The organism is Lysobacter stagni (assembly GCF_030053425.1).
In the GTDB taxonomy this organism is placed as follows: Bacteria; Pseudomonadota; Gammaproteobacteria; order Xanthomonadales; family Xanthomonadaceae; genus Lysobacter_J; species Lysobacter_J stagni.
This window is the reverse complement of record NZ_JASGBI010000001.1, coordinates 572,669-591,847: the sequence shown is the minus strand read 5'-3', so window position 1 is coordinate 591,847 and position 19,179 is coordinate 572,669. Positions and strand designations below refer to the sequence as shown.

The window sequence follows — 19,179 nt, the reverse complement described above, 5'->3', positions numbered from 1 at the left end:
AACACCCCGATTGGCATCCTGCAGGCGCCATGTTGTCCGGCCATGCCGCCGTGTGTCGGCGCTGACATATTCACGAAGAAGCGGCCGCCGGCCCCGGTTTCCCCGACCGGGACCGGCGGCGCTCCTCCCCTGGTGCTCCGTTAGAAGTTCTGCGTGTAGCGCACGTACACCTGGCGGCCGTAGCCGTTGTAGAGGTAGTCGTTGAAGCCCTCGGTGTAGGCGGCGTCGTAGACCGGGTCCTCGTTGGTCACGTTGACCGCGCCGAGGGCGAAGGTGCCGTTCCACGGCGCGCGGTACGAGACCTGCACGTCATGGGTGATGTACGGCCCGCTACAACGGTCGGCGTAGCCGTCGGCGACCAGGTCCTTGCACGGCGTTTCGCCGGCGTAGTAGTCGACGTAGTACGCCGGCTCGTAGCCGATCATGTTGATGTTCCAGGCAACGCTGAAATCGCCGATGTCCCAGCGGTTGCTGACGATGGCGCGCCATTCCGGATAGCCGTCGGTGCCGATGTACTCGTCCTTGCCGTAGGGGCTGGAGATCTCGTAGCTGTTCACCCAGCTGGCCTGCAGCGAGCTGGTCAGATGGCCGTACTGGCCCATCTCGAACTTCGCGCGCACGTTGAGGTCCAGGCCGTCGGTGCTGACGCGGCCTTCGTTGCCGTAGCCGGCATAGACGGTGTTGATGGAGCCGTCGTCGTTGCGCACCACGCCCAGGTTCGACGGCAGGTACTGGCCCGCTTCGGTACGGTCGATGACCGTCTGCGAGGTGAAGAACTTGATCTGGTCGTCGATCTGGATGTTGTAGTAGTCCAGCGTCAGGTTCAGCCAGCTCGTCGCGTCCCACGCCACGCCCGCGCTCCACTGCTTGGAGGTCTCGGCCTTCAGTTCGGGATTGGCCACGTGGTAGGCGTTGATCTGCAGCGAGGTGCTCGGCGCCAGGCCGTAGGCCACGGCCGTGGCCGGGTCGGTCACGCTGTCGGCCGAGAACGCGGTCTGCTGGTTCAGCGCCTGCAGCGTCGGTGCGCGGAATCCTTCACCGTACGAGGCGCGCAGCGTCACGCTGTCGATCGGCTGGTAGCGCAGCGACAGCTTGGGCGAGGTGGCATCGCCGAAGTCCGAGTAGTGGTCGTAGCGCACCGCCAGGTCGGCCTCGAAATTGCTGAGGAACGGCATGTTCCATTCGGCGTACAGCGAAGACACGTCACGGCTGCCCCAGGCGGAATTGCCCGCCGAGCCACCGACGTTGCCAGCCTCGGACTGCTGGTCGTACAGGTCCTGGTAGTCCTCCTGCCGGTACTCGGCGCCCACCGCCAGCGCGGAAATGCCGCCGGCCATGCCGAACAGATCGGTGTTGAGCAGCGCGGTGTACTCCTGCTGCTTGTAGAACGTGTTGCGGCCGGTGGTGGTGCGCATCGCGTCCAGCACGTCCTCCGAGTTGGAGTACGGGTCGAACGCGTTGTAGCGGCCGTCCTCGAAGTACTGCTCGGCGACCGGGATGTTGACGTAGTTGTAGCCCGTCTCCACCGCGCGTGCCTGGCTGTTGCGCACGGTCAGGTCGAGGCTGGTGGTCTCGTTGAGCTGGCCGCGCAGGCCGGTGGAGAGGTCGTAGTCGTCCTGGAACTGGTAGGTGATGCGGTCGCCCAGTGCGGCGAAGCGATGCTTGATGTACGCATCCTGGCCGGTCACGTTGTTCGGGCTGTCAGCCGAGACGAAGATGAACTCCGGCACGGCGGCGTACACGCCCATCGAGTCCTTCTTCGTGTAGTAGCTGTCGATGAAGGCGGTCCAGTTGTCGCTCAGCTGGTACTCGCCGCGCGCGAACAGGCCCTTGATGTCGGTGCTGGCGGTGTCGGCCATCGCCGTGGTGAAGTCGTAGTAGCAGCGCGTGCCGGCGGCGTTGGTGTAGAAGTTCGCGCCGTCGCAACCGCCCGGCACCACCGAGCTGCTGGTGCCCGGCACGTTGAGGTACGCGCCCGGCGTGGTCTCGCCGGTCACCGGATTGGTGGCCACGCGCACGTAGTTGTTGGAGTAGGTGGATGCGCCCTTCTGCACCCACGGGTAGTCGCTCACGTAGGTGATGTCGCGGCTGGACCACGAGATGCCCGCAGTCAGTCGGCCGCGCTCGCCGTTCACGCCGAAGATGGCCGAGCCTTCCTCGGTACCGCCACCGCGTTCGCTCTCGCCGATGCCGGCGGTGACCTGCACGCCTTCGAAGTCCTTGCGCGTGATGATGTTTACCACGCCGCCGATGGCGTCGGCACCGTAGATGGCCGAGGCGCCGTCGCTGAGGATCTCGATGCGTTCAACCGCCGCCAGCGGCAGCGAGTTGAGGTCCTGGCCTTCGCCCGTCAGCGGCGACACCGGCGCGCGGCGGCCATCGATCAGGATCAGCGTGCGACCGTCGCCCAGGCCGCGCAGGCTCAGGCCCGAGTACGACTGCGCGGAGCTGCCGGAGCTGGGCGTGAACGAGCCGAACGAGTTGAAGGTGGAGTTCTGCAGGACGTCGGCGACGGTGGTGCGGCCGCTCAGCTCGATGTCCTCGCGCGAGATCACCGTCACCGGCAGTGCGCCTTCGATGTCTGCGCGCTGGATGCGCGAACCGGTGACTTCGATGCGGTCGAGCGTGGTGGCATCGCCCTTCGAATCCTGGGCCAGGGCCGGGAGCGAAAGGCTGCCGTAGATGCATGCGCCCATGGCCAGGGCCAGGCGCGTGCGGCGGAAAGTCGGGACAGGCGTGGCTGCTTTCATGTGTTTCCTTGCTGCGGAAGAGGGGCCGCGACGGCGACGCGCCGTCGGAGGTCTCGCCTTCGTCAGGACCGCGCACGCGATGGAAGCGGCGCGGCGTAACGCGATTGCAACGAAGGCTTAGCGGGACGCTAACGAGCGCGCTTCGCGCCGGTTTTTCGCCGGTTGTCAGCGCCGCCACACGACGGCAACGGCGTGCCACACGCGCCGCCGACCATCGCGCACGGTCCCCCGCGAGATTGCTTACGCATGCCGATTCCGAACGCGCGACTCCCCACCGCGCGACTGCTCACCCGCGACAACGGCGCGGGACTCAGCCGCGACCTGCGCCTGCTCGACGACGCGCTTTCGTCACAGGGCGTGGCCACTGAATCCATCGGTTTCTCCGACACGCGCCGGCGCTCGCTGGCCTTCGAGGCAGGTCTCTGGCGCCGGCGCTTGTTGCACGGTCCCGTGGACGTGCAGGTGTCGATCGAACGCATCCACCCGCGACTGCTGGCGCTGGCGCGTCGCAACGTGCTGCTGCCCAATCCGGAATGGACGCGCGCGGAATGGCGCGCACTGCTGCCGCGATTCGATCGCGTGTGGTGCAAGACGCGGCATGCGCAGACCACCTTCGCCGCGCTGGGCTGCCGCACGCGCTACATCGGTTTCACCAGCGAGGATCGGCTGCGCGCTGACATCCCGCGCGAGAACGCCTTCCTCCATGTCGCCGGCGCCAGCCGCATGAAGGGAACGCAGGCCGTCCTGGAGGCGTGGGCGCGGAATCCGCACTGGCCGCGCCTGACCGTCGTGCAGCATCCAGCTGTCGCGTCCGCACGCGTGCAGGCCGCCAACGTCGGTCACCGCATCGGACGCCTCGACGACGCCCAACTGCGTCACCTGCAGAACACGCACCGCTTCCACCTGTGTCCGTCGCAAACCGAGGGCTTCGGACACTCGCTGATGGAAGCGATGAGCGTGGGGGCCGTGGTGCTGGCCACCGATGCCGAACCCATGAACGAACTCGTCGACGGAACGCGTGGCGTACCGATCGCGTCGCGTCCTGCGGAGATGATGGGCCTGGCCCGCTGCCATGTCGTGGACGCCGCGTCGATCGAGCGCGCGGTCGAATCCGCGTTGATGATGTCCGAAAGCCGCTGGCATGAACTGGGAGCCGCCGCGCGAATCTTCTTCGAGTCGCATCGCCGCGCATTCCACCTGCGCCTGCGCGACGCCATGGACGAACTGTCGCCCGACACCGTCGCCGCTCCGGCGGAGCAACTGGCGGAGTGGCGCTGATGGTGGGCCGTCGTCCCGCGCATGCCCGTCGATTCGCCTCGACGCTGGCGTCGATGGCACGCGAGCGCGACGAGACCGGCGTGGTCAGGCGCCGTGTGTTCCTCGTCGGATGTCCGCGCTCGGGCACGACGCTGCTGCAGTCGCTGCTGCACGCGCACCGCGAGATCCTGTCGCTGCCGGAAACGCACTTCTTCCAGCACCTGCTGGCCAGCGACGAGTCACGTCAGTGCGAACGGCCCGACTACGAACAGGGGCTGGAACGCCGCCGATGGCGCGAACGACGGCGTCGCTGGCTTGCCGGCGCGGGCCTGGTCGCACCGCGCCGAGCGCGCCGCGCCTGGGATGGCGTGATCGCGGCGGGGCTACACGCGAATCCGCCGTCGGGCGTCCACGCGTTGCGCCTGCCCGCGCACCTGCGGGCCTTCACCGATGCCATGGACGCGCATTGCCTGCGCCACCGAAAGACGGTCTGGCTGGAGAAGACGCCGGACCATCTGTATTACATCGAGGCGATCCAGCGCCATCTTCCCGACGCGCGCTTCCTGCACGTGGTGCGCGACGGCGAGGAGGTGGTGGCCTCGCTGCACCGCGCGGCGCAGTCATTCGCGCCGTGGCGTCCGTACCTGGACGTGGAGCGTTGCGTGAGCCGATGGAGTCGCGCCGTGGCGGAAAGCCTGCGCTGGATCGACGATCCTCGTCATCGACTGGTGCGCTACGAGGACGTGGCGGCCTCGCCCAAGCTGGCGTTGCACAAGGTGCTGGACTTCCTGGGCTGCGCGGACGATGCACGGCTGTGGGAGCGACACGCCAGTGCGGCGTCGGAACTGATCCTGCCGGACGAACCATGGAAGCTGGGGAACCTGGAGCCCATCGCGATGCGGCGCCGCTTCGAGGCGACCTTCGATCCCGCGCAGCAGCGCCGCATCCGCGAGCGTCTGTCCGATGCCGCCCAGCGCGCGCTGCCCATGGCGTTGCCGGTGCGTTGAATGCGCGATGAACCTTGCCATGCATGTGGCGCGCACGACACAGGCCGGCAATCGCACGCAACGTCGCACGCGCACTCTGGCCACGTTCCCGATGAGGACGCATCGCTCTCCCCCTTTGGCGATGCGTTCACCCGGACACGCGGAACCCGTGATGAGCGTGCCGGGAATCGACGGGAACAGCCGGTGGTGGGGGCAGGAAGGCGAAGCCGGATGCCCGAGGTTCTCTCTCTCTCCACTTCGTTACTTCGCTTCGTCTTTCTGCCCCTCTTTTACGACCCTGGCCAAGGAGCCGACATGAGCCGACGCAATTTCTCCTTCCGTCGCGACGTGCAGCTGCGTGTCGTTGCGATCGCGCTGCTGTCCATCAGCGGCGTCGCATCCGCGTATCAGTGGGACGACGAGCCCGCGCCGCCACGCGAAGACACGGCCTTCCGGGCCGCACTGGCCGCCTGCGCGGCGGAGCAGGGCCTGCCGCCGCCGGACGCCGAGGGCAAGCCGCGCAAGCCGGCCAAGGGCGAAGCGCCGCCCAAGCGTCCCGACCGGGACAAGATGGATGCCTGCCTGCGCGGCAAGGGCTTCGAGCCGCCGCACATGCGCGGTCGCGGCGAACCGCCGCCGCCGCCGGAAGGCGAGGATGACTGACCGCCCGGCATCGCGGCGCCGTCGCGGGTAGGATCGGCGCATCCGTGCCGGGAGTCCGCCCATGCGTCGCAGCATCCGTGGTCTGTGTCTGGTCGTTGCACTGGTTGCGTCCGCCGATGCCTTCGCGATCACCGCGCTGGTCGGTGGCACGCTGGTGGATGGCACGCTGCGCGAGCCCATCCGCGACAGCGTGATCCTCATCGACGGCGAGCGCATCACCGCCGTCGGCACCGTGGATACGCTGCCGGTGCCGGCTGGCGCGACGGTCGTGTCCACCGAGGGCATGACCGTGCTGCCCGGCCTGTGGGACATGCACGTGCACCTGATGATCAACGGCCACGCCGACTACGATCATTGGGACAGGACCTATCCGCCACGCCTGCGCGACACGATCATGCCGGCCTCCGCCCTGCAGCTGCTGCATGCGGGCGTGACCGGTGCACGCGACCTGGGTGGCCCGCTGGAAGACAGCATCGCGGTTCGCGATGCGATCAACGCCGGGAAGATCGACGGACCCACGCTGTTCGTCTCCGGCCCCTTCATCCAGAAGAAGCCCTACCCCGGCACCGAGCTGTTCCGCTGGGGCGTGGACTCGCCCGGTGATGCGCGTGCGAAGGTGCGCCGGCTGGCGGATGCGGGCGTGGACGTCATCAAGCTCATCGACCAGGACCAGATGAGCGAAGCCGAAGTGCAGGCCGTCGTCGACGAGGCGCACAGGCACGGCTTGCCCGTGGTGGCGCACTCGCATCGACCGGAGGAGATCCGGCGTGGCCTGAGAGCCGGCGTGGACTGCTTCGAGCACACCGGCCTGGCTGCATCGCCCGAGTACCCGGACGACATCATCGCGACGCTGCGCGAGCGCACGGCCAACATGGCGGCCGGCCCGCTGTTCTGGACGCCGACGATCGAAGGCCTCTACAACTTCCCCTACACGGTGAAGAACCACGAGTTCATCGACAGCGACGCGTGGCACGAAGGCCTGCCGCCTGACATCGTCGCCGACATCCAGCATTCGCTCGAACATCCCGAGCGCATCTCCTATTTCCAGCAGACGCCGCAACGGTGGCCCACGCTCAAGCGCAAGTTCCAGCAGCTGCGCGAGGCCGGCGTGCTGATGCTGGTGGGCACCGATTCGGGCATCCCGATGAAATTCCACAGCGGCAGCACCTGGAACGAGCTGGACGTGTGGGTGAACCAGCTCGGCGTGCCGGCGGTGGACGCGATCCGCGCGGCCACCTACTGGCCGGCCGTGGCGATGAAAGCCGACAAGGACTACGGCAGCGTGGTCGAAGGCAAGTACGCGGATATCATCGCGGTGAAGGGCGACGTGCTGAAGCAGGTGGCGCTGCTGCAGAACGTGGACATGGTCATCAAGCACGGCCGGCGCGTGAAGTAACGCGCAGGCCCCGCGGCGACGTCGGGCGGCCGCCGCCGCGGAAGGGAATGCCGCCAGGGAAGGGGGGCGGGGACATGCGCAGTTTCGTGGCGATATTGCTGGGATGCGTGCTGTCTGTGGGCGCGGCCCAGGCGGCCGACCAGGCCGAGGTCCGCGCGCACTATCTGGACATGCGCGTTTACGGACTGGACGGGATGTACGACTACTTCGTGGATGCCTGCCGCAAGGCGGCTCCCGCACGGGCGGTCGAGATGGAACCGGCGCTGGCGGCATGGCGGACGGAGCAGGGCGCCGCCATCGAGCGAGGCGGCGCGGCGATGGGCCGGCTCTTTCCCGACATGGGCAAGACCGACGCCGATCGTCGCGCGACGATCCACGCCAGCAATGCCAAGAGTTTCGACGCGGAGATCGCGGCCGATCCGGACCGCAGCTGCTGGCGCGCGCTGCAGAGCATCCGCTTCTCCGTACCGATGGAGTTCAGCGGGACCACGCTCACCGACCGCAACCTGCGCCACGACGTGTTCAAGCAGGCCTTCGTCGGAGCGTCCGCGCTGAGCGGATGCCGCGACTTCGATGCGCTTGAGGCCAGCGTGGTCAGCGACACCGGAACGGGCGCGGAGCGGCGCATCGAGGAGCGGTGGCTCTTCAAGGGGTGCGGCAAGGAACAGCCGGCCACCGTCACCCACGGGCCGGCACCCGCCGGCGGCACCAACTTCGTCGTGAGCTTCAAGAACCCCGCTTCGGCGCAACCTTAGCCGCGCGGCGCGAACCGTCGCTGACGGCGTCGCGTGGTCGCGATCCCGCGATGCGGATCAGAACCGCGATGCCGTCAGCTTCACGTCCGCCCACTGCCACGCGCTGGCGTGCAGCGCCTCGGTTTCGGCGGCCGCGTCCTTCTGCTTGAGCTTGCGCTGCGCCTGCGCCAGGCCGAACAGCGACCACCCGTTCTTGGGGAAACGTCGCAGGTCTTCCTGGTAGACGACGACCGCTTCCTTCGCGCGGCCGGCCTCCAGCAGCGCCGCGCCCAGGTACGGGCGCACCGGCAGGGGCCATTCCGGCGGTTCGTTGTAGTTGAGGCGGTCCTCGGCCTCCACCGCCTTGCGCAAGGCGGCGATGCCGGCCTTGCGGTCGCCACGCGCCAGCGCGATCTCGCCGCGCAGCATGTGTTCGGCGACGGCCAGTACGTGATCGGCGCGATTGATGTCGAACAGCACCACCTTCGCCATCGCCGGATCCCGCGCGATGGCCTGCAGCTTCAGGAATTCCTTCTGCCCCTCGCCGGCCTTGCGCTGGCGCACGTACGCCATGCCGCGCGCGAAATGCCAGATGGCGCGCGGATAGGGCAGGTCGGCCGGCGGTGCCTGCGTGGCGAGGATGGCGTCCCATTCGCCGAAGCGCACCTTGGCGAACAGCGGCGTCACCACGAACTGCTGCATGAAGCTCATCGCTTCCATCTGCGCCGGATCCACGCGCTTCGCGGTCTGGTCCGCGGCTTCCAGCGCCAGCGTGCGCGATCCGTGCAGCGCGGCGGTCATGGCGGCGAAATGCCAGTTGTGCGGGACGTAGCCGAGCGGATACGCACCGTTGCTGCCGCGACAGACCGCAAGGAAATCCTTGTCGGCGCTGCTCGCCGCCAGGTTGCTGAGCGTCGCGTCGTGGTAACGGCCCACGCGGATGTAAACATGCGCGGGCATGTGCACGAGGTGGCCCGAGCCCGGCGCGAGTGCCGCCAGTGCATCGGCATAGGGCTCGGCGCGCTCGGGCTGGTTGGAGGCCTCCACCGCGTGGATGTAGTAGTGCGCCGCGCCGATGTGGCGCGGGTTGCGCTTGAGCACGCCCTCCAGCGTGCCAACGATGCTGTCGGTGTACTGCGTCGGCTTGCCCTGCGCGTTCCAGTACGCCCACGGCGTGAGGTCCATCAGCGACTCGGCGTAGAGCGCGGCGATGTCGTCGTCGTCGGGGAACTGCCGGTGCGCTTCGCCCATCGCCTTCGCGTAGGCCTCGTCGAGGGGCTTGCGGTCGTCGGGCGAGGGCGTGGCGTAGCGCTGCACCAGCGCATCGATCAACGCTCGGTCGGCCGGTGTCGCATGCGCCGACAGCGACTTGGCGCGCGCGGCGTACATCGTGGCATCGGCGGCCAGTTCCGGCGGCATCGGCATGTTGATGTTCGGGCCCAGCACCAGCGCCTGGCCCCAGGCGCACATCGCGCAGTTGGGATCGAGCCGTTCGGCTTCGGCGAAGGCGCGGCCGGCGGCCTCGTGGTTGAAGCCGTAGGTCAGACGCAGGCCCTGATCGAAATAGCGCTGCGCCTGCGGCACCTTCGTGCCGATGTCGCGATGCAGGTCGCCGAAGGTGTCGAACAGCGGCGGCGCGTTGGCCTCGGCCGAGTCCTCGCGCGGCGTCGGGCGGCAGCCCACGAGCGAAGCCAGGACGATGACTGCGGCCAGGAGGCGGTGGGCTGAAGGCATGGCAACGGGCTCACGAGGTGGGCATCTAAAGGCAGAACGTACCGTTCAACCCGCAGCGGTCAGGCGCCGGCCAGACCGTTGCGGCTGCAACCGTTGCGCCACCAATGTTGCAGTGCGGTAGGCTCGGCGGATGACCGCCCAACCCCACGCCTCCGCCCCGTCCGCGGCCGCCGCCGAAGAACCGCTGCGCGTCGTCGAGTTCGCGCCGCACGATGCACTGCTGCGGGAAGACGTGAAAACCGTGGGCGCGCTGGTGGGCGAGATCCTTGCCGAGCAGCGCGGCGCCGGCTTCCTTGCCGACGTGGAGAACCTGCGCCGTGCGGCAATCCGCCGCCGCGAATCGAATGCGCCCGTGGCCGAACTGGCGCAGGCGCTGGCCGGCGTCGAACTGGAACATGCGGGCGATCTGGTGCGCGCCTTCGCGACCTACTTCCAGGCCGTCAACGTCGCCGAGCGCGTGCACCGCATCCGCCGCCGCCGCGACTACGAACGCCAGGGCGCGCATCTGCAACCCGGCGGACTGCGCGAAGTGCTGGTCACGCTGGCCGCGCAGGGCGTGAGTCTGGAAGAAGTCGCGGCGCTGCTGCAGCGCCTGCGCATCGAGCCGGTGTTCACCGCGCACCCGACCGAAGCCGTGCGTCGCGCGCTGCTGGAGAAGGAACGCCAGATCGTCACCTGCCTGATCGACGATATCGACCGCAGCCGCACGCCCTACGAGCATCGCGCCGACCTGGAGCGCATGCGCCTGGCGCTGACCGCCAGCTGGCAGACCGCCGAGACGCCGCCGGCGAAGCCGAGCGTGGCGGACGAATTCGAGCACGTCGGCTTCTATCTCTCCGATGTGCTGTACCGCGTGCTGCCCGTGTTCTACGAGATCTTCGAGGACGCGCTCAAGGAAGCCTACGGCGAGTCCGTGTCGGCGCCCACGGTGCTCGGCTTCGGCACCTGGGTCGGCGGCGACATGGACGGCAATCCGAACGTGGGTGCCGACACCATCGCCGCCTCGCTGGCGGGACAGCGCTCGCTCGTGCTCGCGCAATACCGGCAGGAAGTGGCGGCGCTGGGCGAACTGCTCAGCCAGTCGCTCAGCCGCGTGGGCGTGTCCGACGCGGTGCTGGCCCGCATCGAGGAATACCGCTACCTGCTGCCCAAGGCCGCCGCCGCGCTGAAGCCGCGCCATGCGGACATGCCGTACCGCAACCTGCTCGCACTGGTCGCCGCGCGCCTGCGCGCAACCGCCGAAGACCACGTGCACGGGTATCCGGACGCCTCCGCGTTCCTGGCCGATATCGCGATGATCGAGGACAGCCTGCGCGCGCACCAGGGCGAGCACGCCGGCGGCTTCGCGGTGCGTCGCCTGCGTCGTCGCGTGGAGTGTTTCGGCTTCCACCTCGCCAGCCTGGACCTGCGCCAGGATTCGGCCACGCATGACGTCGCACTGGCCGAAGTGCTGGGCGACCCGCAGTGGGAATCGCACACGCGCGAAGCGCGCGCGCAACGCCTGCATGCGCTGCTCGATGGCACCGAGCCCGCGCCCGGCACCGGCAACGGCACGGCGCGCCCGACGCTGGACGTGTTCCGCGCGGTGGCGCGCCTGCGTCCGCGTTACGGCGCACGCGCGTTCGGCCCGTACATCGTCAGCATGAGCCGCAGCGCGGCCGACGCGCTCGCCGTGCTCGCACTGGCACGCATCGCCGGCTGCATCGATGGCGACGGCCGGGTCCCGCTGGACGTGGCGCCGCTGTTCGAAACGGTCGACGACCTCGATGCCGCCGCCGACACGCTGCGAGCGCTGTTCGCCGATCCCGTGTACCGCCAGCACCTGGCCGCACGTGGCAATCGGCAGGTGGTGATGCTGGGCTATTCCGACAGCGCGAAGGACGGCGGCATGCTCGCTTCGCGCTGGGCGTTGCAACGCACACAGATCGCGCTGACCGCACTGGCGCAGGAAAGCGGCGTGCGCATCGCGTTCTTCCACGGTCGCGGCGGATCGATCAGCCGTGGCGGCGGCAAGACCGAGCGCGCGGTGATCGCCGCACCGCGCGGCTCCGTCGACGGCTACCTGCGTCTGACCGAACAGGGCGAGGTGATCCACCGCAAGTACGGCATCCGCGCGATCGCATTGCGCAACCTGGAACAGGCCACCGGTGCGGTGCTGCGTGCCACGCTGCGTCCGCGCCCGCCCGAGGCGCGCGAAGAAACCTGGCGCGCCATCGCGGGTGAATTGTCGGCCGACGCGCGCCGCCACTACCGCGCGCTGGTGCACGAGGACCCTGACTTCCCCGCCTACTTCCGCGCCGCCACGCCCATCGACGTGATCGAGCGGCTGCGCATCGGCTCGCGCCCGAGCAAGCGGGCCGGCACGGGCGATGTGGGTTCGCTGCGTGCGATCCCGTGGGTGTTCGCGTGGTCGCAGAACCGTGCCGGACTGACCGCGTGGTACGGCGTGGGCACCGCTCTGCACAACGCACTGGACGCGCACGGCCGCGACACGCTGGCCGAGATGGCGCGCGACTGGCCGTTCTTCGGCACGCTGATCGATGACCTCGAAATGATGCTGGCCAAATCGGATCCGGACATCTTCGAGCGCTATTCACTGCTCGCCGGCGAACTGCACGAACGTTTCCATCCGGGCATCGCCGCCGAGTTCGAACGCACGCGCGAGGCGGTGCTGGCGATCAAGGGCAGCGACGAGCTGCTTGCCGGCGACTACCGCCTGCGTCAGTCGATCCGTCTGCGCAATCCGTATGTCGACCCGATCAGCCTGTTGCAGGTGGACCTGCTGGCGCGGTGGCGCGAGGCGGGGCGACCGGACGATGCGCTGTACCAGGCGCTGGTGGCGACGGTGAACGGGATCTCGGCGGGGATACAGAATACGGGGTGAGCCGCGCTGCTCGCGGACCACTGGTCCGCAGCGCGGCGAACGCCCGGCCATGGATGGCCGGGCCGGGCGATCCGGGGCCGGAAGCGTGCCGCCATGGATGGCAGCTTTGCAGTCATCGCAGCCGCATTCGCGGCGAAGCCGCGCGCTGTTGCTTTCGTCGTCATTCCCGCGAAGACGGGAGCCCATGGACTTTCCACGCTGCAGGCGTTGATAACCGCAATCGCCGCAACGGCAAAAGCTTCCGCCCGAAAACGGGCGGGTTACTTTTGTCTTGGCAAAAGTAACCAAAACCGCCAGCTCCCTACGCGATCCGCCGCTGCGCGGCGGTGCCCTGCGCTCCTCGCCGCACGAGGGCACGCCGCCCAAACTCGCGCCGCTTCGCGGCACTCAAACATGGGCGGCTCTTCGGCCCTCGTACGGCTGCGGTGCTCGGCTCGCTCCGAAGTCGCAAGATCCACGGCAACGGCAACGGCAACGGCAACGGCAACGGCAACAGCAGGTCACGGGCAATACACGGCGGAGCTGCGACCGTCCTCGCCTGACGCAGCCGCAATCGTTGGGGTCGGCCCCTGTCGCCACACACGGAAACGCACGCTACACGCGCAAGCTCTAGAATTGCGTCCTCACGTCGTCTGCTGGAGCATCCCCCATGAAATCCCGTGCCGCCGTCGCCTTTGCCGCTGGCCAGCCCCTGCAGATCGTCGAGATCGACGTCGCGCCGCCGAAAGCCGGCGAGGTGCTGGTGAAGATCACGCACACCGGTGTGTGCCACACCGACGCCTTCACGCTGAGCGGCGACGATCCCGAAGGCCTGTTCCCGTGCGTACTGGGTCATGAAGGCGCGGGCGTGGTGGTGGAAGTGGGTGAGGGCGTCACCAGCGTCAAGCCGGGCGATCACGTCATTCCGCTGTACACGGCCGAATGCGGAGAATGCTTGTTCTGCAAGTCGGGCAAGACCAATCTGTGCGTTTCCGTGCGCGCGACGCAGGGCAAGGGCATGATGCCCGACGGCACCACGCGCTTCTCCTACAACGGTCAACCCGTGTACCACTACATGGGCTGCTCGACCTTCAGCGAGTACACCGTCGTGGCGGAAGTCTCGCTGGCGAAGATCAACCCGGAGGCCAACCACGAACAGGTCTGCCTGCTCGGTTGCGGCGTCACCACGGGCATCGGCGCGGTGCACAACACGGCGAAGGTGCAGGAAGGCGACACCGTGGCGGTGTTCGGCCTGGGCGGCATCGGGCTTGCGGTGATCCAGGGCGCGCGCCAGGCGAAGGCCGGTCGCATCATCGCCATCGATACCAACCCCGCCAAGTTCGAGCTGGCGCGTTCGATGGGCGCGACCGACTGCGTGAATCCGAAGGATTTCGACAAGCCCGTGCAGCAGGTGATCGTGGAGATGACCGGCTGGGGCGTGGATCACTCCTTCGAATGCATCGGCAACGTCAACGTGATGCGCGCGGCGCTGGAGTGTGCGCACCGGGGCTGGGGCCAGTCGGTGATCATCGGCGTCGCCGGCGCAGGGCAGGAGATCAGCACGCGGCCGTTCCAGCTGGTCACCGGCCGCAAATGGATGGGCACCGCGTTCGGAGGCGTGAAGGGTCGCACCCAGCTGCCCGGCATGGTCGAGGACGCGATGCGTGGCGACATCGAACTGGCACCGTTCGTCACCCATACGCGCACGCTGTCCGACATCAACGAAGCCTTCGACCTGATGCACGAAGGCAAGTCCATCCGCACCGTCATCCACTTCTGAGCCACGCCATGCAACGCATCGAACATCGCGCGTGCTTCGGCGGCTGGCAGCACGTGTACCGGCACGCGTCCAGGGTCCTGCAGTGCGAGATGAACTTCGCCGTGTACCTGCCGCCGCAGGCGGAGCACCGCTCGTGCCCGGTGCTGTACTGGCTGAGCGGGCTGACCTGCACCGAGCAGAACTTCATCACCAAGGTCGGTGCGCAACGTTATGCGGCCGAGCACGGCGTGATCGTGGTCGCGCCGGACACCAGTCCGCGCGGCCCCGGCGTGGCCGATGCCGACGGCTACGACATCGGCCAGGGCGCGGGCTTCTACGTCAACGCCACGCAGGCGCCGTGGGCGTCGCACTACCGCATGTTCGACTACGTTTCGCAGGAACTTCCGGATCTGGTCGAGGCGCAGTTCCCGGCGACGAAGGCGCGCGCGATCAGTGGGCATTCGATGGGCGGGCACGGCGCGCTGGTGCTCGCATTGAAGAACCCGGGGCGCTATCGCAGCGTGTCGGCGTTCTCGCCGATCGTCGCGCCGACGCAGGTGCCGTGGGGCGAGAAGGCATTCACTGCCTATCTGGGCGAGGATCGCGATGCATGGGCGGCATGGGACGCGACCGCGCTGGTGGCGACCGCGCAGGAGCGTTTGCCGTTGCTGATCGACCAGGGTGAAGCGGACGAGTTCCTCTCCTCGCAACTGCAACCGGAGAAGCTGCGCGATGCCTGCGCGGCATCGGGCCATCCGCTCGATCTGCGCCTGCGTGCGGGTTACGACCACAGCTACTACTTCATCGCCAGCTTCATCGGTGAGCACATCGCGCATCACGCGAAGGCATTGAACGACTGATGCAGATCCCTTCTCCCCTCGTGGGAGAAGGTGCCCGAAGCGCGGATGAGGGGCACGCGGAGCGCGTTGCCGGCGCGCCGCCCCTCTCCCTGGCCGCTGCGCGGCCTGTCCCTCTCCCGCAAGGGGAGAGGGAGAGCGGTGGTATCCGAGTCAGGCCGACGTCACGTCGCGTAGTTCCCACGCGCTGCCGGCCAGCCAGCGCAGACGCTGGCGCAGCACTTCACCGGAAATGCGCGTGGTGGCGACCAGGTCGATATGCAGGTCCGCCTGTTCGCCGTGCACGACGGCGTCCGGATCGGTCGCACCGAGGGCGGGATCGACCGCGTCCGGATCGTCCTGCTTCGCCTTCCAGCGCTCGAACAGCGTCGCGTGGCGCAGCGCATCCTGCAGTTGCTCGGCGAAACCTTCCGCGCTGACCGCGGAAAACGACAGCGACGCATCGCTGCCGCGAGCGCGCGTGGCGTCGGGAAGACGGATGTAGTAACGGGTGGCCATCGACGGTCTCCGCATCGGGATGGCCACCAGTCTAGGCGCAGGACATGCGTGCGCCGTGAATCTCCGGACGATGGTGGCGCGCGCAGTCGCGCGCCACGACCGCAATCACGCCGTGAACTTCTGGCCTTCCGCCGCGAAGGCCACCACGACGGCGCCCTTGCCGACGTTGACCATGCCGGTCAGGCTCATGACGCTTTCGAACACTTCCACGTTGTTCGCGCGACAGGCACCGATCAGACGGTCGTAGCCGGGCAGGGCGCGCAGCTTCTCCAGCTCGCCGCCGAAGCTCAGGCACATCGTGGGCGTGAGCAGCTCGTTGCGTTCCACGCGCTCGGCGACGTGTTCGAACAGCTTGGCCACCGCCGGTTCGAAGCCCTTGATCTTCGCCACCGGGCCGGTCTCGCCGCGGTTGGCGTGCAGGATCGGCTTGATGTCCAGCGCGCTGCCCAGCGCGGCGCTGAGCAAACCGACGCTGCGGTCGCCCTTGGCGCGCGCGCGGTTGCGCAGGTAGTACAGGTCCGGCGGCACCATGTATCCCTGCGTGTGCAGGGCCAGGTGTTCCAGGCGCGCGCGGATCTTCGGCGCACCTTCACCCGCCGCGCGCAGGCGCACGGCTTCCACGGCGGTCACGCCCTGGGCGGCGAACAGGTTCTGCGTATCGATCACCCGCAACGCGAACGGCGTGGCATTGCCCGCGGCGGCGCGGACCGCCTTGTAGTCGTTGAGGATGGCGAAGCTCGCCTGCTGCGCGTTGTCGAAGATCGGACTGCGCGTCTTCGTGATGGTCATGCAGAAGACGTAGTCGTAGTCGATCACCAGACGCTTCAGGAACAGGTCCTGGATCTGCTGAACCGAGTACGGCATGGTCTCGGCCTCATGACCGCGCTCGGCGACGTGCGCGTGCAGGAATTCGAGTGTGGCTTCCTCGTCCCGATGGTCGGCGAGGACGGCCTCGCCGATACGGACGGTGATGGGCAACACGGTGACCTCGTGTTGCTCCAGGTATTGCAAAGGCAGGTCGCAGGCGGAATCGACAACGAGTCCGATGCGCATGGTTCCCCTCCCGGAATGAGCGCTGGCTTTCGAAGTGTGACGGCCAGCATACCCGTTTCGCGTCCCGGGTCGCGTATTACGTTCGTCAGGGTCAGCGGCGGCGCTGCAATCCGACCGGCAGCGCGCTGACCCGCTGCATTTCCGGGTCGGACAGGACGGCCGGATCGTGCAGTGCGGCAAGAGCGAAGTCGAAGGCGTCGTTGCCCCAGAACAGCTCGCCGTTCACGGCCAGCGTGGGCACCCCGTATACGCCGGCGGCGATCGCCGCGTCGGTGTTGGCCCGCAGTGCGGTCTTGGTGGCATCGGCGTCCAGCGCCTCGGCGGGGACGTCCAGCGCGGCCATCAGCGGCACCAGCGCTTCCACGCTGTCGCCGGCGCGGCCCTGCGTCCACAGCCAGTCGAAGATGGAATCCACCGCCTCGGGCGTGTCGCCGGCGGCGATGCTCAGGCGCAGCGCCGCCAGGGGGTTGAAGGGGTGCGTGGGCGGGAAGTGCAGAGTCACGCCCGCCTGGCGGGCCAGCCACAGCACGTGCCGGTAGGTGAATTCACGCTTGCCCGGGATCTCCGCCGGCCCCTTCTGCCCGCAGGCATCGAGCACCGCGGCGAACACGATCGGCACCAGCCGCACGGGCTCGCCGGCCTTCTCGCGCTCGCGCAGCAGCGGCTTCAGGCGCTGCCACTGCAGGTAGGAGAACGGCGAGATGAAATCGAAGTACCACGTCAGCGGAACCGGGGTCATGCGAGCTCCTCAGTGCCAGGCGCCCAGGATCAGGCCGTACAGGCAGAACTGCGCGATGTGGTAGCCCGAGTCGATCATCCACATCTTCAGGCTGCGCTGGGCGAAGGCGTAGTTGATGCCGAAGCTCATCGCCACGAAGAACACGCCGACCACGAAGCCGGCGCCGAAACCGTCGGCAGCCGAGGCCTCGTTGCCGAGGAACACCGCGAAGATCAGCGAGGCCAGCAGGCTGCATGCGAACGCGATGGCGAAGATGCGCGCCGGATGTGCGGGGGCTGCGTCCGGATCGATGCCGGCTTCGCGGCACCATGCGCGCTTGAACAGCGGCCCGTACCAGATGCCGCCGAGGACGAAGGCGGACGCTGCGGCCGCGATCACCGCGAGCCAGTTGAGGTCGATGTGTGGAAGCGAAGGCATGGCGGTCCCGTGTGCGGTACGGCGCGGATGCCGCGCCGGAGGCATTCAGGATAAGCCCTTCCAGCCCCGGGACGTGGCGCTGCGAGCCCCTCTCCCACAGGGAGAGGGGCCGTTGGCCTCAGCGACCATGCGCGGGATACGCGCGCGGCAGCCCGCCCTGCTGCGCCGGTGCGGCACTGCGCAGGTAGCGGTCGCGCAGTTCGGTCTGGCGGCTGCGCATCGGGATCGCGCGGCCGTCCATCCACACCTGCAGGGCGACGGCGTTGACCTCGAGCGGGTCGCCGCTCCACAGCACCAGGTCGGCGCGCTTGCCCGGCGCGATCGTGCCCAGCCGGTCGCCAACGCCGAAGGCCTCGGCGGGCACGCGCGTCAGGCCGGCCAGGCCGTCTTCCCATGCCAGCCCGTTGGCGACCGCATTGCCGGCCAGCTGCCGGATCTTGCGTGCGTTGTGCGAGGCGTCGCCGGCCTGGGTGAAGCCGACGTCCACGCCCGCGGCGCGCAGGCGCGCGGCGTTTTCCATGGTCGCGCCGATCTGGTCGAAATCCGCCGGCAGGTTGCCCAGCGGATTGACGAACACCGGCACCTTCGCCGATGCCAGCAGCGGTGCCACGCGCCACGCCTCCGCGCCACCGGCGATGGCCACGCGCACATTGTGGCGTTGCGCCCAGCGAAGCAGCTGGCGGATGTCGGCGGCGCGATCCACCGACACGACCACGCGGCCGCCGCCGCCCAGGTATTTCGCCAGCGTGGCGCGGCCGGCCGGCGTGAGCAGCGCGGCGTTGGCGTCCGGCGAGATGCGTCCGCGCACCTCGTCGATCAGCTGGTCCAGGATCATCCACTGCGCCGCGCGCGAGTTGCCGGTCAGTCCGGCAGCGTCGCCGCCGATGCGCAGGAACAGCTCGCGCGGCCCGATGGGATCGATGCTGCCGTCCAGTCGCACCACGCCGCCCTGACCGCCGACGATCGACCCGCCCGTGGCGGTGCCCGCGCCCAGCAGCGTCCAGCCGATGCCTTCGATGCGCGTCACCGGCACCAGCACCGAATCCGGGTTGTAGGCCAGCGTCACGTCGAACTCCGGGCGCACCGTCATCTGCTTGGTGTCCGCGCCCAGCGCAAGCGTGTCGTCGACCGTGGTCTTCTCGCCGGAGACTTCCTCCAGGCCGATCTCGGTGATGCCGCCGAACAGCGTCGGGGTCACCGAACGGCCCTGCGCGTCCACGACCTGCGCACCGGCCGGCGCGGACAGCCCCATGCCGACGGCGCGGATGGTGCCGCCGCTGACCAGTACGTCGGCGCCCTTCAGCGTGCCCTGCGCGGAGGCGGTGTGCACGGTGGCGTTGCGGATCAGCAGCTCCTGCGCCGATGCGGTGGCGGCGGCGAAGAGCAGCCCCAGCAACAGGAAGCTTCGACCGCCGGCGCGTGCGTACGACCAGCGCTCATCGCGCGAGCAGCACTGCAGTTCGAACGCATCGG

15 protein-coding genes are annotated in these 19,179 nt (G+C 68.6%); 8 read left to right on the top strand and 7 right to left on the bottom strand.

Annotation, left to right across the window (positions count from 1 at the left end; all coding sequences use genetic code 11):
* Window positions 1–140: 140 nt before the first annotated feature.
* Complete coding sequence (locus tag QLQ15_RS02670) at window positions 141–2,750, bottom strand: TonB-dependent receptor (RefSeq protein ID WP_283211317.1); 2,610 nt, start codon at window positions 2,748–2,750, stop codon at window positions 141–143.
* A 246-nt stretch (window positions 2,751–2,996) separates the two neighbouring features.
* On the opposite strand from QLQ15_RS02670, the gene QLQ15_RS02665 reads away from it, so the two are divergent.
* The 5 genes from QLQ15_RS02665 to QLQ15_RS02645 all read left to right on the top strand — a co-directional run bounded on the left by QLQ15_RS02665 (window position 2,997) and on the right by QLQ15_RS02645 (window position 7,807).
* Entirely contained in the window at window positions 2,997–4,028 is a 1,032-nt protein-coding gene (locus QLQ15_RS02665) for a glycosyltransferase (RefSeq protein WP_283211316.1), read from the top strand.
* Complete coding sequence (locus QLQ15_RS02660) at window positions 4,028–5,014, top strand: sulfotransferase family protein (RefSeq protein WP_283211315.1); 987 nt, start codon at window positions 4,028–4,030, stop codon at window positions 5,012–5,014. Before QLQ15_RS02665 ends, QLQ15_RS02660 begins: the two co-directional genes overlap by 1 nt.
* A gap of 294 nt (window positions 5,015–5,308) precedes the next feature.
* Window positions 5,309–5,656: a hypothetical protein gene (locus QLQ15_RS02655; protein ID WP_283211314.1), complete on the top strand. Its 348-nt coding sequence runs from the start codon at window positions 5,309–5,311 to the stop codon at window positions 5,654–5,656.
* A gap of 61 nt (window positions 5,657–5,717) precedes the next feature.
* Window positions 5,718–7,052 (top strand): amidohydrolase family protein, encoded by a 1,335-nt coding sequence (locus QLQ15_RS02650; RefSeq protein WP_283211313.1) that lies wholly within the window; start codon window positions 5,718–5,720, stop codon window positions 7,050–7,052.
* A gap of 74 nt (window positions 7,053–7,126) precedes the next feature.
* On the top strand, window positions 7,127–7,807 hold the full coding sequence (locus QLQ15_RS02645; protein WP_283211312.1) for a hypothetical protein: 681 nt from the start codon (window positions 7,127–7,129) through the stop codon (window positions 7,805–7,807).
* A gap of 57 nt (window positions 7,808–7,864) precedes the next feature.
* Here QLQ15_RS02645 and QLQ15_RS02640 read toward each other — a convergent pair whose 3' ends face one another.
* The gene (locus tag QLQ15_RS02640) at window positions 7,865–9,520 is read right to left on the bottom strand and encodes a tetratricopeptide repeat protein (protein WP_283211311.1); all 1,656 of its coding nucleotides are present in this window, start codon (window positions 9,518–9,520) and stop codon (window positions 7,865–7,867) included.
* A gap of 130 nt (window positions 9,521–9,650) precedes the next feature.
* On the opposite strand from QLQ15_RS02640, the gene ppc reads away from it, so the two are divergent.
* The 3 genes from ppc (at window position 9,651) to fghA (ending at window position 15,002) form a co-directional block, all read left to right on the top strand.
* Window positions 9,651–12,404: a phosphoenolpyruvate carboxylase gene (gene ppc, locus QLQ15_RS02635; protein ID WP_283211310.1), complete on the top strand. Its 2,754-nt coding sequence runs from the start codon at window positions 9,651–9,653 to the stop codon at window positions 12,402–12,404.
* Window positions 12,405–13,053: 649 nt separating this feature from the next.
* Complete coding sequence (locus QLQ15_RS02630; RefSeq protein ID WP_283211309.1) at window positions 13,054–14,163, top strand: S-(hydroxymethyl)glutathione dehydrogenase/class III alcohol dehydrogenase; 1,110 nt, start codon at window positions 13,054–13,056, stop codon at window positions 14,161–14,163.
* 8 nt (window positions 14,164–14,171) lie between these two features.
* Window positions 14,172–15,002 carry an S-formylglutathione hydrolase gene (gene fghA, locus QLQ15_RS02625; protein ID WP_283211308.1) on the top strand — a complete coding sequence of 277 codons (831 nt, stop codon included), beginning with the start codon at window positions 14,172–14,174 and terminating at the stop codon, window positions 15,000–15,002.
* A gap of 150 nt (window positions 15,003–15,152) precedes the next feature.
* Here the strand turns inward: fghA and QLQ15_RS02620 are convergent, their stop codons facing one another.
* The 5 genes from QLQ15_RS02620 to QLQ15_RS02600 all read right to left on the bottom strand — a co-directional run bounded on the left by QLQ15_RS02620 (window position 15,153) and on the right by QLQ15_RS02600 (window position 19,105).
* Window positions 15,153–15,497 (bottom strand): hypothetical protein, encoded by a 345-nt coding sequence (locus tag QLQ15_RS02620; RefSeq protein ID WP_283211307.1) that lies wholly within the window; start codon window positions 15,495–15,497, stop codon window positions 15,153–15,155.
* Between the two features lie 105 nt (window positions 15,498–15,602).
* Window positions 15,603–16,550 (bottom strand): DegV family protein, encoded by a 948-nt coding sequence (locus QLQ15_RS02615; protein ID WP_283211306.1) that lies wholly within the window; start codon window positions 16,548–16,550, stop codon window positions 15,603–15,605.
* Window positions 16,551–16,641: 91 nt separating this feature from the next.
* Entirely contained in the window at window positions 16,642–17,289 is a 648-nt protein-coding gene (locus QLQ15_RS02610; protein ID WP_283211305.1) for a 2-hydroxychromene-2-carboxylate isomerase, read from the bottom strand.
* 9 nt (window positions 17,290–17,298) lie between these two features.
* Window positions 17,299–17,706, bottom strand: coding sequence for a DUF1761 domain-containing protein (locus QLQ15_RS02605; RefSeq protein WP_283211304.1), 408 nt, complete (start codon window positions 17,704–17,706; stop codon window positions 17,299–17,301).
* Between the two features lie 118 nt (window positions 17,707–17,824).
* A complete protein-coding gene (locus QLQ15_RS02600; protein ID WP_283213909.1) occupies window positions 17,825–19,105 on the bottom strand; it encodes an amidohydrolase family protein in 1,281 nt (426 codons plus the stop codon).
* Between the last annotated feature and the right edge of the window lie 74 nt (window positions 19,106–19,179).